15 protein-coding genes are annotated in these 16,733 nt (G+C 56.4%); 4 read left to right on the top strand and 11 right to left on the bottom strand.

Annotated features, from left to right (window positions below; all coding sequences use genetic code 11):
* Window positions 1-54 precede the first annotated feature (54 nt).
* From VNZ60_RS15620 to rsmA, 4 genes are all read left to right on the top strand, one after another.
* Window positions 55-2,340 (top strand): LPS-assembly protein LptD, encoded by a 2,286-nt coding sequence (locus tag VNZ60_RS15620; protein ID WP_325660665.1) that lies wholly within the window; start codon window positions 55-57, stop codon window positions 2,338-2,340.
* Window positions 2,341-2,375: 35 nt separating this feature from the next.
* On the top strand, window positions 2,376-3,791 hold the full coding sequence (locus VNZ60_RS15615) for a peptidylprolyl isomerase (protein ID WP_325660664.1): 1,416 nt from the start codon (window positions 2,376-2,378) through the stop codon (window positions 3,789-3,791).
* A gap of 43 nt (window positions 3,792-3,834) precedes the next feature.
* Window positions 3,835-4,956, top strand: coding sequence for a 4-hydroxythreonine-4-phosphate dehydrogenase PdxA (pdxA, locus tag VNZ60_RS15610; protein WP_414648859.1), 1,122 nt, complete (start codon window positions 3,835-3,837; stop codon window positions 4,954-4,956).
* Between the two features lie 72 nt (window positions 4,957-5,028).
* Window positions 5,029-5,814, top strand: a complete 786-nt coding sequence (rsmA, locus tag VNZ60_RS15605) for a 16S rRNA (adenine(1518)-N(6)/adenine(1519)-N(6))-dimethyltransferase RsmA (protein ID WP_325660662.1) — start codon at window positions 5,029-5,031, stop codon at window positions 5,812-5,814.
* 60 nt (window positions 5,815-5,874) lie between these two features.
* On the opposite strand, the gene gloA is transcribed toward rsmA, so the two are convergent.
* The 11 genes from gloA to VNZ60_RS15550 form a co-directional block, all read right to left on the bottom strand.
* Window positions 5,875-6,285, bottom strand: coding sequence for a lactoylglutathione lyase (gene gloA / locus VNZ60_RS15600; RefSeq protein WP_325660660.1), 411 nt, complete (start codon window positions 6,283-6,285; stop codon window positions 5,875-5,877).
* A 99-nt stretch (window positions 6,286-6,384) separates the two neighbouring features.
* Entirely contained in the window at window positions 6,385-7,359 is a 975-nt protein-coding gene (locus VNZ60_RS15595) for a M48 family metallopeptidase (protein WP_325660659.1), read from the bottom strand.
* Window positions 7,337-8,080, bottom strand: coding sequence for a lysophospholipid acyltransferase family protein (locus VNZ60_RS15590; RefSeq protein WP_325660657.1), 744 nt, complete (start codon window positions 8,078-8,080; stop codon window positions 7,337-7,339). Before VNZ60_RS15590 ends, VNZ60_RS15595 begins: the two co-directional genes overlap by 23 nt.
* 63 nt (window positions 8,081-8,143) lie before the next feature.
* Window positions 8,144-8,701, bottom strand: coding sequence for a D-glycero-beta-D-manno-heptose 1,7-bisphosphate 7-phosphatase (gene gmhB, locus VNZ60_RS15585; protein WP_325660655.1), 558 nt, complete (start codon window positions 8,699-8,701; stop codon window positions 8,144-8,146).
* An 82-nt stretch (window positions 8,702-8,783) separates the two neighbouring features.
* The gene (gene glyS, locus VNZ60_RS15580) at window positions 8,784-10,892 is read right to left on the bottom strand and encodes a glycine--tRNA ligase subunit beta (RefSeq protein WP_325660852.1); all 2,109 of its coding nucleotides are present in this window, start codon (window positions 10,890-10,892) and stop codon (window positions 8,784-8,786) included.
* A gap of 11 nt (window positions 10,893-10,903) precedes the next feature.
* Window positions 10,904-11,884 carry a glycine--tRNA ligase subunit alpha gene (gene glyQ, locus VNZ60_RS15575; protein ID WP_325660653.1) on the bottom strand — a complete coding sequence of 327 codons (981 nt, stop codon included), beginning with the start codon at window positions 11,882-11,884 and terminating at the stop codon, window positions 10,904-10,906.
* A 131-nt stretch (window positions 11,885-12,015) separates the two neighbouring features.
* Window positions 12,016-13,566, bottom strand: a complete 1,551-nt coding sequence (lnt, locus tag VNZ60_RS15570) for an apolipoprotein N-acyltransferase (protein WP_325660651.1) — start codon at window positions 13,564-13,566, stop codon at window positions 12,016-12,018.
* A 69-nt stretch (window positions 13,567-13,635) separates the two neighbouring features.
* Window positions 13,636-14,511 carry an HlyC/CorC family transporter gene (locus VNZ60_RS15565; RefSeq protein ID WP_325660649.1) on the bottom strand — a complete coding sequence of 292 codons (876 nt, stop codon included), beginning with the start codon at window positions 14,509-14,511 and terminating at the stop codon, window positions 13,636-13,638.
* A gap of 178 nt (window positions 14,512-14,689) precedes the next feature.
* Complete coding sequence (locus VNZ60_RS15560) at window positions 14,690-14,995, bottom strand: pentapeptide MXKDX repeat protein (protein WP_325660647.1); 306 nt, start codon at window positions 14,993-14,995, stop codon at window positions 14,690-14,692.
* A gap of 64 nt (window positions 14,996-15,059) precedes the next feature.
* Window positions 15,060-15,833 carry a molybdopterin-dependent oxidoreductase gene (locus VNZ60_RS15555; protein WP_325660645.1) on the bottom strand — a complete coding sequence of 258 codons (774 nt, stop codon included), beginning with the start codon at window positions 15,831-15,833 and terminating at the stop codon, window positions 15,060-15,062.
* A 17-nt stretch (window positions 15,834-15,850) separates the two neighbouring features.
* Window positions 15,851-16,456 (bottom strand): cytochrome b/b6 domain-containing protein, encoded by a 606-nt coding sequence (locus VNZ60_RS15550; protein ID WP_325660643.1) that lies wholly within the window; start codon window positions 16,454-16,456, stop codon window positions 15,851-15,853.
* Window positions 16,457-16,733: the final 277 nt, after the last annotated feature.

The raw sequence follows: 16,733 nt of genomic DNA, 5'->3' as shown, positions 1-16,733 counted from the left end.
CCTGCCTTGCGGCGCATGACCGTCCTGGTGGCTTCGGTCGTCGCGGCGGCGACCATGCCAATCTGGGTATGGGCACAATCGACCGATGCGGCCGTCCCGACCGTTCCTACCACGCAAGGGACCCAAGGCGCTAGGGCGCCGCGGGTCAACGATAGCAATGCACCGACCACGGTGGAGGCCGAGCAGATGACTGGCCGCCCGGATCGGCTGATTAATCTGGATAACGATGTCGATCTGACCCGCGGCCAGACCGAGGTCAAGTCTGATAAGGCAACTTACCGGATTATCGAGAACGAGGTGGGGGCACATGGTTGCGTGCGAATGAATCGCTATGGCGACAAATACACCGGCGACGATCTCAAGCTGAATATGGATTCCGGGCAGGGTTTCCTGACCAATCCGACTTACTGGTTTCAGGCCAATGAAGGCCACGGCAAGGCCGAACGCATCGATTTTATCGATGAAGACAAGGCGAAAATTATCACCGGTACTTACACGACCTGCCCCGGCACCAAGCCGGACTGGTATATCAAGTCGAGTACGCTGGACGTTGATAGCGGTTTGGGTGAGGGCCTGGCCCATAACGGCGTTCTCTATTTCAAGAGCGTGCCGATTCTTGGCTCGCCGATTTTGTCTTTCCCGCTAACGAACGATCGTCAGTCGGGCGTATTGCCGCCGATTATAGGGTCCACTAACAACGGCGGTTTTGAGTTTAATCTTCCCTATTATTTCAATATCGCACCTAATCGCGATTTGACGCTCTACCCCAACATCATCACTCAGCGCGGTTTGCAAATGGGGGCTGACGCGCGCTATTTAGGGGACAGCTACCGTGGTCAAACCAAAATCGAATTCCTGCCCGACGACAGGCTGACCAAGAGCAACCGTTACGCCTTGCAGTCGATTCATACGCAGACATTGATGCCCGGCTTGACGATGGGCTGGAATGTCAACTTTGCCTCGGATGATCATTATCCCGACGATTTTTCGCGTTCGATCACCCAAAGTTCGGCGCGGATATTGAATCGGGAATTCGATTTGAACTATAGCGGTTCATTCTGGAGCGTGGCAGCGCTGGCTTCGCGTTATCAGGTATTGCAGGATTTTGACGCCAATGGAAATCCGACCCTGAGTCGTCCTTACGATCGTTTACCACAAGTTACCGTGACCGCCGGCAAGCAGGATATTTATGGTTTTGACTGGACCGTCAACGCGCAATATACCCGCTTCAGAAATAGCCAATACGATTTTTCACAAAGCACTTTGCTGCCCTTAGGCGGCGATCGCATCTACATCAATCCGCAGCTGTCTTACCCGATTATCCGCCCGGGTTATTTCATTACGCCAAAGATCCAGCTGGACGCAACCTCCTATAACATCACGCCGAATAAATTTGGCATCACGAATCCTCCAAGCTCGGCGGATCAAACGCCGCTGGGGAATAGTTTTAACCGGGTGCTGCCGACTTTTTCTTTCGATACCGGTTTGATTTTCGAGCGCGATGCAAAGTTTTTTGGCAATCCGATGACGCAGACACTGGAGCCGCGCCTGTTCTATGTGCGTACGCCCTTCCGTGATCAGAGACAATATCCACTGTTCGACAGTGGCGTGGCGGATTTTAATTTTGCCCAGATTTTCACCGAAAACCGTTATAGCGGCCATGACCGTATCGGTGACGCCAATCAACTGACAGCTGCGGTGATTTCGCGTTTCATCGAGGAGTCCGGTGTGGAACGTTTGCGCCTGGGTATCGGCCAGCGTTTTTACTTCACCCCGCCGCGTGTGTCACTCGGAGGAACTACCGATACCATCACCAGCAGCCGTTCGGATTTGCTGCTGACGGCGGGCGGCCAGGTGTCGCCGACGCTGGGCATCGACAATACTATCCAATATAGCCAGAGTAACAATCAATGGGTACGCGCCAGTTCCAACATCAAATGGCAGCCGGGTCCGAAAAAAGTCATCAATTTTTCCTACCAGCTGGATCACAACAACATTGATCCGCTGCTGCTGGATAGTAAATATCTGAAGCAGTTTGACGTATCCGCCCAATGGCCGTTGAGCCGTCGCTGGTACGGGGTTGGCCGCGTCAGCTACTCTTTGCAGGAAAAAACCGTCGGCCAAAGCTTGCTTGGGCTTGAATACAAAGCGGATTGCTGGGTTTTCCGTGTCGTCGGGCAGCGTACGCCGACATCGTCAACCCGCTCGACTACGGGTATATTCGTGCAACTTGAGTTGAATGGTTTGTCAAGCTTCGGGTCGAATCCGATGCAAGCCCTGCGTAGCAGTGTTCCAGGTTATCAGAATGTTAATCAACCCGACTCTTTCATTAGCCGTTGAATCCGTCATTTTTACTTATGAACGTTCGTCCAATTATGCGTAAAACCAATCAAATCCAACTCGCCGCAATCGCATTCTCGTTGCTGTCTGCTACTGCCGGTGGTGCTTGGGCTCAAGCCGCGTCGAATCAGTCGGCGCCGCCTGCCGTCGCCCCGGCTGTTGCTCCTGCGCCAGCAGTCAAGCCTGCTGCCAGCAAAGCAGCTCCGCAGACAGTCGACGCCATTGTTGCCGTGGTGAACACCGATGTGATTACGCAACAGGAAGTGGCCAAGCGCATGAACGACGTGGTGCAACGCATGCGCGCTCAGAAGATCGAGTTGCCGCCGGTTGCCGAGCTGCAAAAACAATTGTTGGAGCGCATGATTCTTGAGCGCGCCGAAGTACAGCTGGCGAAAGAAAACGGCTTGTCGGTGGATGACACCATGCTGGACCGTGCGATCAGCCGGATTGCCGAACAAAACAAATTGTCGATGGCGGATTTCCAAAAGCAGCTGGCCCACGATCAAATTCCATACCCGGCTTTCCGCGAAGAGATTCGACAAGAAATGTTGTTACAGCGCCTGCGTGAACGCGAAGTCGATAACAAGATCCAGATTTCGGAATCGGAAGTCGACAACTACATCGCCGCCGAAAGCGGCAACAAACAAACAGCCCAGGAACTGGACTTGGCGCAGATCCTGATCCGAGTGCCGGAAAATGCTTCGGCCGAGCAGATTGCGCAGCGTGCCAAACGCGCGGAAGAAGCCATGCAGCAAATCAAGTCGGGGGGAAATTTTGCCGCAGTTGCCGCCGCTTACTCCGACGCCAGCGACGCCTTGACCGGTGGCGACATGGGTTGGCGCACGCAAGATCGCCTGCCGGCGCTGTTCGTGGAGGCAGTCGCCAATCTGAATCCGGGCCAGACCTCGAGTATTTTGAAAAGCGCCAATGGTTTTCATATCATCAAGCTGGTTAACAAGCGCGCCGCCGCCGCCGCCGCATCGACTGACACCGCAGCCGCACCGATTCAGCAGACCCATGTGCGCCACATCCTGATCAAGGTGACGCCAACCGTGACCGCGGCGGAAGCACGCCGTCGTCTGGCCGACTTGAAGGAGCGTCTGGATAATAAGGCCGCCACATTTGAAGATCTGGCCAAACAGTATTCGAACGATTTGTCGGCCTCCAAGGGCGGCGATCTGGGTTGGGTTTATCCCGGCGATACGGTGCCGGAATTCGAACGCGCGATGGATGCGTTGAAGCCGGGACAGATCAGCGATCCGATCGAATCGCCGTTTGGTTACCACCTGATTGAAGTGGTGGAGCGCAAGACCAACGATGTGTCCAAGGAGCGTCAGCGTCTGACAGCGCGGATGGCGATTCGTGAACGTAAAACCGAAGAAGCCACCAACGACTGGTTGCGCCAATTGCGCGACCGGACCTATGTGGAATACCGTAACGACGACCGTTGATGCTGCGTTGATACAGTATCCAAGCCAGCTTTGAGAGTAGTGCATGTCTGATCAGTCGGTCACACCCGCGGCTAAACCCGCGGTTACACCCGCGGCCGCACAAGCGGCTGAAAATCCGCTCAAATCGCCAGTGCGGCCGAGGCCGATATTGGCCGTCACCTGCGGTGAGCCGGCCGGCATCGGGCCTGAAATCTCGATCAAGGCGGCTTGGCAGTTGCGCGCTGAAATCAATAGCGTGCTGATTGGCGATGCTGCTTTCCTGGCGATGATCGCGGCTGAGATCGATCCGCAGATCCGGCTCGTGGCACTCTCGCAACAGGCCCTGCGCAACAACGGCTTGCCGAATTTCCCCCATGATCAGATTGCGGTAATCGACTGCCCTCTCGACGCCCATGTGCAGCCAGGCCATCTGGATGCGCGCAACGGCCGCGCCGTATTGCGCACGCTGGATATCGCCATCAACGGCGCGCAGCAGGGAACATTCGACGGCATGGTGACGGCGCCTCTGCAAAAAAGTACGATCAACGACGCCGGTGTACCGTTTACCGGCCATACCGAATATCTTGCTGAAAAAAGTGCGACTGCGCAGGTCGTCATGATGCTGGCCACGGATCGGGTCACGCCGCCGTTGCGGGTAGCGTTGGCGACCACCCATCTGGCATTGAAAGATGTCGCTGCAGCACTCAGCTATGATGGTCTGAGCCGCACCATTGACATCCTGCATGCGGATCTGCAGAAAAAATTCGGCCTGGCGCAGCCGCGCATCCTGGTGACGGGCTTGAATCCCCATGCGGGCGAGGGCGGTTATCTGGGGCGTGAAGAAATCGATATCATCAGCCCGGCCTTGCAAGCGGCCCAGGCGCGCGGCATCGCCGTCAGCGGCCCTTATCCGGCCGATACCCTGTTCCAGCAAAAATATCTGGCGGACGCCGATTGCGTATTGGCGATGTATCACGACCAGGGTTTGCCGGTATTGAAATATGCCAGCTTCGGCCACGGCATCAACATCACGCTGGGTTTGCCGTTTATCCGTACTTCGGTCGATCACGGCACCGCACTGGATCTCGCCGCAGCCGGTTTGGGCCGAGCCGATCACGGCAGCATGCTGGCGGCGCTGAACGTTGCTGCGCAAATGGTGCGGCTGAGTCAATTGGGGCAAGAGTAAGCAGTTATATTGCGCTGACTCTTAAGCGTCCTGCTTTGTTTTAGCTTTCCCGCCTCGCAAATAAAGAAAAATATGAAGAACCACATTCCCCGCAAGCGCTTCGGCCAGAATTTCCTGACTGACGACACCGTGCTGTACAACATCATCAGCGCCATCGATCCGCAAGCCGGCGACAATATGGTCGAAATCGGGCCCGGCCTGGCCGCCATGACGCGTTTGCTGCTGGAATCGCTGCAGCAGTTGCATGTAGTCGAACTGGATCGCGATCTGGTGGCGCGCTTGCAAAAGAATTTTGATCCGGCGCGTTTGCACGTGCATTCCGCCGACGCGTTGAAGTTCGATTTCGGTAGCATTCCCTTGATCGGCGAAGGCAAATTGCGGGTGGTCGGCAATCTGCCTTACAACATTTCCAGCCCTTTGCTGTTTCACCTGACCGAGATCGCGCCGCAAGTACAGGACCAGCATTTCATGCTGCAAAAGGAAGTAGTGGAACGGATGGTGGCGCAGCCGGGCAGCAAGGCGTTTGGCCGGCTCTCGGTGATGCTGCAATGGCGTTACCAGATGGCGCTGCTGTTCGTGGTGCCGCCGACCGCTTTTGATCCGCCGCCGCGGGTCGAATCGGCAATCGTCAGGATGATCCCGATTGCCCAGCCTCTGGTTTGCGAGCAGCGCAAACTGGAAGCCGTGGTGTTAAAGGCATTCAGCCAGCGTCGCAAAGTGATTCGCAACTGCCTGGCCGGCATGTTCACCGAGAACCAACTGATCGACGCCGGCGTCGATCCGCAAGCGCGGCCCGAGGCGGTTGCGATGGAGCGCTTTGTCGAACTGGCAAATCGCTGGACTGGCAACGCTGCCTGATTCCCCCCTTACCTATCTCTTAGCTACGCGCCAGCTAAGAGTCAGGCCGCCCTGCCGCCCTTATAACTTCTCGCTGGGTGAATTGTCGGCCTTACGCTCTATCAATTCAATCTTGTAGCCGTCCGGATCCTGGACGAAGGCGATCACCGTGCTGCCACCCTTTACCGGCCCGGCTTCGCGTGTCACGTTGCCGCCCTGTGCTCTGACATCGTCGCAAGCTTTGTAGGCATCCTCGACAGCGACTGCCAGATGTCCGAACGCCGTGCCCTGGTCGTAGCTGTCGACGCCATAGTTGTAGGTCAGTTCGAGTTCCGCATGATCGGGATTGCTGCCGTAGCCGACAAAAGCCAGCGTGTATTTGTACTCAGGATTGTCGTTGGTGCGTAGCAGTTTCATGCCCAATACTTTGGTGTAGAAATCGATGGAACGTTGCAGATTGCCGACGCGCAGCATGGTATGGAGGATTCGCATGGTTTTTCTCGATAGTTGGGAAGAGAGAGGTTGCTCAGACCTCGCCGATGTTTTAAGTCGGCGGAAAAAGTAGTCAGTAATAAGTACGACGCGCTTGCCCTAAAAAATCGGCAGAGTTTCGTGAGCGCTGTCGCGCAGGGTTTTCCTGGCAGTTTCAAATTCGGGGAAAATCGATTGCACCGTGGCCCAGAAACGCGGGCTATGGTTCATCTCGCGTAAATGCGACAACTCATGCGCGATCACGTAGTCGATCAGCGGCAGCGCAAAATGCATCAGCCGCCAGTTCAAGCGGATCTTGCCTTCTGAGGTGCAGGAGCCCCATTGGGTAGTCGCCGACGACAGCGCGAACGACTGGTAGCTGACGCCCAGTTTCTCGGCATATATCGGCAGCCGCTCGGCGAATACGCGCTTGGCTTCCAGTTGCAGCCAGCCCAGTACGCGATCCTTTAACTGCTGCTCGCCGGCGTCGGCCGGCAAGCAGACGATCAGTTGCTCGCTGGCTTGGTCAAAATGGATTCCGGCCCTCTGTGTGGCGTGAATCCGCAGGGTGATGCTGCGGCCCATATAGGGCAGGGTTTCGCCGTCGCGCCACTGCATTTGCGGTTGCATGCGGCGGGTCGAGCGATCGCGGTATTCGGCCAGCTTGGTAAAAATCCAACGTTTCTTTTCGCGGATGGCGGTTTCGATGTCACCCAGCGTGACCCATTTGGGCGCGGTGACGCGTAGGCCGTCGTCGCTGATCAGAAAACCGATGGAGCGTCGTTTGGAGCGTAACAGGGTGTAATCGAGCACATGCTCGCCAAAGTGCAGGCGACGCTTGCCGGGCGCCAGCACGGCAGTATCGCCCGCCGGCGGTGTCTGCGGCACGGGTGTTGCGCGTGGCATCGATCTTGGATTGGGGGCTGGCGGGGTGCTGGTGATTGAATCGTCGGCAAACAGATCCAGTTGCAACGCTTGTTGCTGCGGTAGCTTGCCCTGGGGTCGTGCATTTGGCCCCAGGCGCGGCTTAGTTGGCTTTTGATGCGATAGTTTCAATGTTGGCAAGTTAGCGTTATTTTTGCTTGGAATAGACATGCGGTGAAATCACGCGCATTTCAGATTCTATCCAATTTTCGACTTTCGCCATCAACTCGCTGCTATCCATGTTTTCCGGATAAATCGGCTTGCCGATAGACACCGTGATCAGCCCGGGTTTCTTGATGAAAGAATTCTTCGGCCAGCATTCGCCCGCGTTGTGCGCGATCGGCACTACCGGGGTATTGGTTTCCACCGCCAGGCGGCTGCCGCCGTTCTTGTATTTACCGGTTTGGCCGACCGGAATCCGCGTGCCTTCCGGGAACATGATGATCCACTGGCCGTCCGCCAGCCGCTTGCGTCCTTGCACCACCACTTGGGCGAAGGCGTCGCGGCCTTTGCTGCGATCGATTGGAATCATGCGCAACAGGGCGATGCCCCAGCCGAAAAACGGGATATAGGTCAGCGATTTCTTGAACACGAACACCAGCGGGCGCGGCGTCATCGGTAGCAGGAAAATCGTTTCCCATGCCGACTGATGCTTGCTCAACACAACCGCCGGCCCATCCGGGAAATTTTCAAAGCCCTTGACCTGATAACGAATCCCGCAAATGACCTTAGCCATCCAGATCACGATGACATTCCAGCGCGCGGTCAGGTAATAACGCCTGGCGTAGGGGAAGGGGGCAAACAGGACGCAAGCCAAGGACCAGACTACAGTCAGGATCGTCATCAACAAGAAGAACAACAGGGAACGCAAAAACAGGGAAAAACGCAACATGCAGACTCCAGGTATTTTTTAACAAACAATCTTTTGCAGGACGACGCCGATTCAATCCGCCAGTCAAACCGACAGCTCTACCGGTTTCTTCAACAGGAATTCAACCACCGCAGCCAGGTCCGGAAAAATCAATGTGCCGGGTGGCAGGCCGCCTTTGTCGCGGGTTTTTTCGCCTTTGCCGGTGAGTACCAGATAAGGCGCGCAACCGGCGATAAAACCTGCTTGCAAGTCGCGCAGAGAATCGCCTACGGTCGCCACACCGCCACGCAGGCTGATCTCAAAGCGCTTGCCGATATCGTGAAACATGCCAGGCTTGGGTTTGCGGCAATCGCAATTGTCGTCGGCGGCATGCGGGCAAAAAAAGATGGCGTCGATCTCGGCGCCGACCAGCTGCGCCGCCTCATGCATTTTCTGATGAATTGCCATCAGCGCCTGCATGTCGAACAAGCCGCGCGCGATGCCAGACTGGTTGGTCGCCACCACAACCCGGTAGCCGGCCTGGTTGAGACGTGCTATCGCTTCCAGCGAACCCTTGATCGGCACCCATTCCTCAGGCGATTTGATGAAGGCGTCCGAGTCATGGTTGATGACGCCGTCGCGGTCGAGAATGATCAGCTTCATGGGGTATTTATCCATTTGCAGGACAGAGTTTGAGCGCCGCCTGAATAAACCTTGCGGCGCGTTGCTCTGTCCCCAATTAACTTTAAGCGGCCAGCTTGGAAATGTCGGCGACCTGGTTCAACATCACATGCAGGTTTGCCAGCAACGCCAGGCGGTTGTTGCGCAATTGCTCGTCGTCGGCCATCACCATCACATCGTTGAAGAAGCCGTCGACGTTTTCCCGCAGCCGCGCCAATGCTTTTAGCGCAGTGCTGAAATCGCCTTTGGCAAAGGCAGCGTCAACCTCGGGTTTAAGCGCATTCATCGCTGTGAACAATCCCTGTTCGGCACTGTCGCGCAGCAGATCTTGCTGTACCGTGTTGCCGACACCTTCGGTCTTTTTCAAAATGTTGGTGATGCGCTTGTTGGCTGCGGCCAGCGCTTCCGCTTCCGGCAAGGCGGCGAACGCTTGCACCGCGTCGAGGCGTTCGATGATGTTGTCGAGCCGATCCGGTTGCTGCGCCACCACCGCTTCAATTTCGTTAGTCGCATAACCGCGTTCACGCAACAGGCCGCGCAAGCGGTCGTACAGGAACGGCAGCACGTCGCTGCCTGGATCCTTGAAGTTGGGATTGCCGGCGAATTGCTGTGTGGCGTTGCTCAGCAATTGCGTCAGCGATATCGGCAGGCGTTTTTCCAGCAGCATGCGCAAGATGCCCAACGCATGGCGGCGCAGGGCAAACGGATCCTTGTCGCCGGTTGGCTGCAGGCCGATGCCCCAGATGCCGATCAGGGTTTCCAGCTTGTCGGCCAGCGCTACTGCGGTACTGGTATCGGTAGTCGGCAAGGCGTCGCCGGCAAAGCGCGGCTGATAGTGTTCCGAGACAGCCAGCGCGACGTCTTCCGCTTCGCCGTCATGGCGTGCGTAGTAATTGCCCATGACGCCTTGCAGCTCAGGGAATTCGCCTACCATATCGGTCAGCAGGTCGGCCTTGGCCAGCAATGCTGCGCGTTCGGCTAATGCGGGGTCGCTGCCGAGCAGTCCGGCAATCGCCGCTGCCAGGGCCTTGACCCGCTCCGTGCGCTGCAACTGATTGCCGAGCTTGTTGTGATAGACCACATTGGCCAACAGGGGCACACGGTCGGCCAGCTTCTTTTTCTGGTCTTGCTCGAAGAAAAACTTAGCGTCGGACAGGCGCGGCCGCACCACACGCTCATTGCCTTCGATGATGTATTGCGGTTCATCGGTCTGCAGATTCGAGACGATCAGGAAACGCGAGCGCAATTTTCCTGCGCTATCGGTCAGGGCAAAATACTTTTGATTGGTTTGCATCGTCAGGATCAGGCATTCCTGCGGGACGCTGAGGAATTCGTCTTCGAATTTGCAGGCATACACCACCGGCCATTCGACCAGCGCCGTGACTTCGTCCAGTAGCGCTTCCGGCATCAGGACCTGATTGCCTGCAGCAGCCGCCAACAAAGCGGCACGAATTTTTTCCTTGCGCTCGCTGAAGCTGGCGATCACTTTGCCTTGTCCGGCCAGCGTGGCCGCATAACTGTCAGCATTGGCCAACGCGATACCGCCTTGCGACAGGAAACGATGGCCCTCGGTCTGGCGATCTGCATCCAGGCCAAGCAGTGTCAGCGGCAATACCTGGCCGCCATGCAGCGCTACCAGGCTATGCGCCGGCCGTACAAATTTTACGGTCTGACCCGCGGCGTGGCCGTGCTGACGCTGATAGCTCATCACTTTAGGGATCGGTAATTTGCTTACCGTATCTTCCAGCACCACTTGCAAACCGACCGGCAACGCCACGCCGTTGGCGGTGTAGCTGTAGAAAAAACTTTCAGCCTTGCCGTCGGCCGCGCGTTCCAGTTCAGCCAGGCTGATCACTCCCTTGCCGATTTGCGCTGCCATTGCCGCCAGTTTCTTGACCAGCGGTGCGCTTGGCTGACCCTCGGCATCCAGCGCCACCGAAACCGGCAGCACTTTTTCACGCATGGTCTTGTCGAGCGAGGTGGTGCGCACATTGCTGATGGCAACCGCCAGGCGGCGTGGCGTGGCGAAGGCGGTGGCGACGGCGCCGTCGTCCAGGAAATCGCGCGCTTTCAAGCCATTGAAAATGCCGTTGGCAAAGGCGTCGCCAAGTTTGGCCAGTGCTTTCGGCGGCAGTTCTTCGGTAAAAATTTCAATTAGCAGGGTCTGATTCAAGAGCGTGTCCTTCATACTGCTTCCCCCGCGCGCTGCGCAACTGCCGCCATGTATTCATCTCCAAATTCTTGCAACAACAGATCGGCATTTTCCTCGGTGATTTCCCACATCGGGAAGCCCAGTTTTGCCCGTGAATCGTAATATGCTTGCGCCACTGCGCGCGACAGGTTGCGGATCCGCCCCATATAGGCGGCGCGCTCGGTCACCGAGATCGCACCGCGCGCATCCAGCAGATTGAAGGTATGCGCAGCTTTCAAGACCATTTCATAAGCCGGCAGCGCCAGCGGCACTGCTAACAGGCGCTTGGCCTCGGCTTCGTAATTGCCGAACAGCGGGAACAGGAATTCGGTGTTGGCGTGCTCGAAATTGTAGGTCGATTGCTCGACTTCGTTCTGATGGAAGACATCGCCGTAGCTGAGTTTTTTGGTGACGCCGTTTTCAACCCGCTCGGTCCATACCAGGTCGTAGACATTTTCCACGCCTTGCAGGTACATCGCCAGCCGTTCGATGCCGTAGGTGATCTCACCCAGCACCGGTTTGCAATCGAGGCCGCCGACTTGCTGGAAATACGTGAATTGCGTCACTTCCATACCGTTCAGCCAAACTTCCCAGCCCAGGCCCCAGGCGCCCAAAGTCGGATTTTCCCAGTCGTCCTCGACGAAGCGCACGTCGTTGCGTTTGAGATCCAGACCGAGCGCGGCTAGCGAGCCGAGATAGAGATCGAGAATGTTTTCCGGCGCCGGCTTGAGCACCACCTGGTATTGGTAATAATGCTGCAAGCGATTAGGGTTTTCGCCATAGCGCCCGTCTTTCGGGCGGCGCGACGGTTGTACATAGGCGGCCCGCCATGGTTCGGGGCCGATGGCGCGCAGGAAGGTCGCGGTATGCGAGGTGCCGGCGCCGACTTCCATGTCGTAAGGTTGCAGCAGGGCGCAGCCCTGAGCGTCCCAATAATCTTGTAATTTGAGAATGATTTGTTGAAATGTAAGCATCGTTTTGTTGCTTTTCCATACGGCAAAGTGCCGGTTAATCGGATTGAGTACAGCGAATCAAGCACAGCGCGTCAAATACGGAAGGCGATGAAGAGCGCTAAAACCAGCGATTTTAGCGGGTTTTGACGGCTTTAGGGCTGCTTGCGCGCTTTGCGGCGGCTGTACCACCAGCTGGCCGCCAGTATCGATAGGGCTAGAACCAATAGCAGGCGATTGCCCAACAGGATATACGGCGTTGTGCCGCTGTAGCCTTGCACCGACACCGTCAGCGTGGCGCGGCTATACGGTTGCAGTTGAATGCTGACAACACCGTGCGGATCGATCACTGCGGTGGCGCCGGTGTTGGTCGCACGCAGCATCGGGCGGCCGGTTTCCAGGCTGCGCATTTGCGAGATTTGCAAATGTTGCGGCAATGCAATCGTATTCCCGAACCAGGCGATGTTCGACATATTCAGCAGCATGGTAGCGGTCGGTTTGCCGGCTGCGTGGGTAGCGGCCAGCTGGCCGGCAATTTCTTCGCCAAACAAGTCTTCGTAGCAGATGTTGGGCAATACCCATTGGTCTTTCACCGCGAATGGCGCTTGTACCACCGGCCCACGGGTAAAGTCGCCGAGCGGGATGTTCATCATGTCGACAAACCAGCGGAAACCGAGCGGCACGAATTCGCCAAATGGCACCAAGTGCTGCTTATCGTAACGAAAATAACGGAAGCCGGCGTCCTTAGCCTGGGGCGAGATGCCGATCACGCTGTTCGAGTAGCGATAGGGGCCGTCGATATAAGGAATGCCGAGCGCGATGTGGCTGCCGGTTTGCTGAGCGAAATCTGCCAGGGCGGGCACATAGTCCGGCGGCAACTCGGTTTGCATGATCGGTATCGCGGTTTCCGGCGTGGCGATCAGGTCTGCCGGCGCGGCGCGGATCATATCGATATAGAGGCGCAGGGAATTCACAATCTGAGCGTTATCGAATTTTTCTTCTTGCGCCACATTGCCCTGCAACAGGCGCACCGAAATCGGCTTGCCATGCGGCGCAGTCCAGTCGATCTGATGCAAGCCAAGACCCGCGATCAGTATCAGCACGGCGGCGGCCGCCGGCAGTTTATGTTGCGGCAGCAAAGCCAGGCAGCCGGCGATCAACGCCGCGATGCCGCCGATGCCATACACGCCGACCAGCGGCGCAAAACCTGCCAGCGGGCCGGCAGTGTGGGCATAACCTGAAACCAGCCAGGGAAAGCCGGTGAACAACCAGCCGCGCAGCCATTCGGTGAGCGCCCACAGCGCCGGGAAAATCGCCAGCGCAAACAACAACGGCGACGCTGACCAGCGGCGCCGCAGCCAGAGACCGGCTGCGGCGCACATGGCGGTGTACAAGCCCATGATGGCTGCCAGCAGCGCTACCGCCAGCGCTGCCAGCCAACCTGGCAAAGCGCCAAAGTCATGCAGCGAGATATAAATCCAGTAGACGCCGTGCGCTACCCAGCCAAAGCCGTAAGCCCAGCCGAGCAGCGCCCCTTGTTTGATGGTTGGAACACGGATCAGGCAGAACACCAACAGCGCCAGCGTCAGCAGCTGCAGCGGCCACAGTCCGTATGGCGCGAAGGCGAACACATTGATGGCGCCGGTAAGGGCGGCCAGCACGAGCAGCAGGGGGAGTTTAGGAATCGAGGTCGGGCGAAAACTCATGGGCAGCGTTGATCTTGTTCTTAGATAGGGCGGGTCGGAACAGCATTGCGCCGGGCCGACCTTTCAGGATTATTCCTGAGCCGATTGCGGCAATTTTTCGACCAGCAAGACGTGCACCTGACGGGCATCGGCGCGTAGCACTTCAAACCGCACATTGTCTATCGTGAATTCGTCGCCTTTGCGCGGCACGCGTCCCAGATGATTGGCGACCAGGCCGCCAATCGTATCGACATCTTCGTCGACCAGCGCGGTTTCAAGCGTTTCGTTGAATTGTTCGATCTCGGTCAGCGCCTTGACCCGCCAGCGGCCGCCGTGGTCGCCGTCGCGGATGGCGAGGATATTGTCTTCTTCTTCATCGAAGTCGTACTCGTCCTCGATATCGCCGACGATCTGTTCCAGCACGTCTTCAATCGTGATCAGGCCGGCGACGCCGCCGTATTCATCGACCACGATCGCCATGTGGTTGCGGTTGGCGCGAAAATCGCGCAGCAAGACGTTGAGGCGTTTCGATTCGGGGATAAAAACCGCCGGCCGCAACATGTCGCGCACATCGAAAGAATCTTCGGCGTAGTAGCGCAGCAAGTCTTTCGCCAGCAGGATGCCGATCACCTTGTCGCGCTCGCCGTCGACGGCAGGGAAACGCGAGTGAGCGGTCGACAGGACTTCCGGCATCCAGTCTTCGATCGGTTTGGTGACGTCGATCATATCCATTTGCGAACGCGGGATCATGATGTCGCGGGCGGAAAGATCAGAGACCTGGAACACGCCTTCGATCATCGACAAAGCGTCGGCGTCGATCAGGTTGCGTTCGTGTGCATCTTGCAGCACATCGAGCAGTTCAGCGCGATTTTCAGGTTCGGGAGAAATCAGTGCGGTCAGGCGTTCAAATAACGACCGGTGGGGTTTAGCGTCAAATGATTTGACGCTACTAGGGTGCTCTGGCATATGGCGTTAGCCTTGGTTTCACATTGTTTGGGAAGCAATAGCATACAACAAATATGTGACAGGACGACGAAACGCATGTGCCGGCAAGGACATTTTGTGATCCTGGCAGGCGATTTTCTTGCACAAAAAAAAAGGATAATGCCCGCAGGCATTATCCGTGGCAATGCAAAAACGCTAATTATTTCTTCATTTCATCTTTACCCATGCCATCTTTGCCCATGCCATCTTTGTCCATGGCGTCCTTGCCCATCTCATCTTTTTTCATCGCATCTTTTTTGGTGTGCATTTTCTTTTTCATATGGTCTTTAGCCATACCGGGTTTGTCCATGCCGTCCTTGCCCATGGCATCTTTATCTTTCGTCATTTCGTCTTTGGCCATCGTAGTCTTAGACGCAGCGTCCTTCGACATCGTATCTTGCGCATAGACCCCGCCAGCAGTCATCATCAGGCAGGTAACCAACAGAGTTGTGAGGTTTTTCTTCATTTGAGTCTCCAAGTAAAAGTGGCAAAAGCGCCAAAAAAAACAGAAACGGTTGCAGGATCAGCACCTACGAGCCGCCGAACCAGTTATAGCCCTGGTCTTCCCAATAACCGCCTGGGTATTTATTCGTTACTTCGATCGACATGATGTGTTTCGGATTCTTGTAGCCGAGTTTGGTCGGCATCCGCAATTTCATAGGGAAACCGTATTTCGCCGGCAGGATCTGGCCGTCGTAGGTCAGGCTCAGCTGGGTTTGCGGATGCAATGCGGTCGCCATGTCGATGCTGGTGTGATAATCGTCGCCGCATTGAAAGTCGACATATTTAGCGCTCAGGTCGGCGCCGATCTGCTTGAGAAAATAAGAAAACGGGACGCCGCCCCAACGGCCGATGGCGCTCCAGCCTTCGACGCAAATGTGGCGGGTGATTTGCTCGTTCTGCGGCAATTTGTGCAATTGCGCCAGCGTCCAGGGGCGTTTGTTGCTGACCAGTCCGCTTATTTCCAGCTGGTAGTCGGCCTCGTCGATTTCCGGCACTTCATCGACGCTGTAGAACGCATTGAACGGAAATGGACGGGTCATTTCGGCTTGGGTGTAAGTCGGCGCCAGTCTCTGCGGATCGAACAGCCATCCTTGCACGCCGTCATTCATGCGTGAGATGCGCTCCAGCATGCGGTTGACGGAGGGCTCGTCGGTGATGTTGCAGCCGGTCAGCAGCGACAGGCCGCCCAAGGTAAGTGCGCGCTTGGCGAACAGGCGGCGCGATGGCATTGCCAGCTCGCGCCGTGCGTCTTTCAATATGGCGTCGGTGTCGAGCGTCGAGTGAAGATTTTTCTTGAACATGATCATCTCCATTCCCCTTAGCGGCCGCGCAGCATGGCTAGCAGTGTGCGTGGGACCAGTGCCACCATGACGATGTGCACCACGATAAATGCGACCAGAAAGCTCATCGCAAAGAAATGCACGATCCTGGCGCTGTCGAAGCCGCCCATAAGTTCGCGCAAAATTGGAAACTGCACCGATTTCCAGATCGCCAGGCCGGAGATCACCAGCAGGATCAAATCCAGGATGACCGACACATATGCCAGCTTTTGTACCGCGTTGTAATGGTCGAGCTGATCGTGCTGCAGCTTGCCGCGCAGCGCCTTGATCAAGTCCTGAACCACTTCGACCGGACGCAGCGGCAAGAATTTTTTCCACAGGCGGCCGCTGGCGGTATTCATCAGCAGATATACCAGGCCGTTGAAGAACAGCAGCCACATCGCCGCAAAATGCCATTGCAGGGCGCCGCCGAGCCAGCCGCCCAGGGTCCATTGGTTGGGAATGTGAAACGGGAAAATCGGCGATGCGTTATAGATGCGCCAGCCGCTCAGGATCATGATGATCACGGCCAGCGCGTTGAGCCAGTGGGTGACGCGCAGCCAGATCGGGTGAACGATAGGCTTTTTGAGTGTAGAGGATGACATTTAGGCCGCCTGTGTAAAGGGAAGGGCGGTCAATCCGAGCAGCATAACGGGCAGCATAAGGGGTAGCATGAGTCGTTTCACGATTGTCTCCGATTGCTATGCAATGATATTTTTCATATGGCTTAGTCGCAGACCAAAGCAGTTCATTACATGACTTTCATCATAATCTTATTAATTAAAAAGATAAGAGGAGAAATGTAATATTTTTGTGGCAATGTTTTTACTGCAAGTCTTTGATTTTTAAGCGCTTAATATCAAATATTGATTGCAAAAAAGA

This window comes from Collimonas sp. (assembly GCF_035566375.1).
Lineage (GTDB): Bacteria > Pseudomonadota > Gammaproteobacteria > Burkholderiales > Burkholderiaceae_D > Collimonas.
Note: the sequence above shows the minus strand (reverse complement) of the source record. Positions and strands in the feature narration are given on the sequence as shown.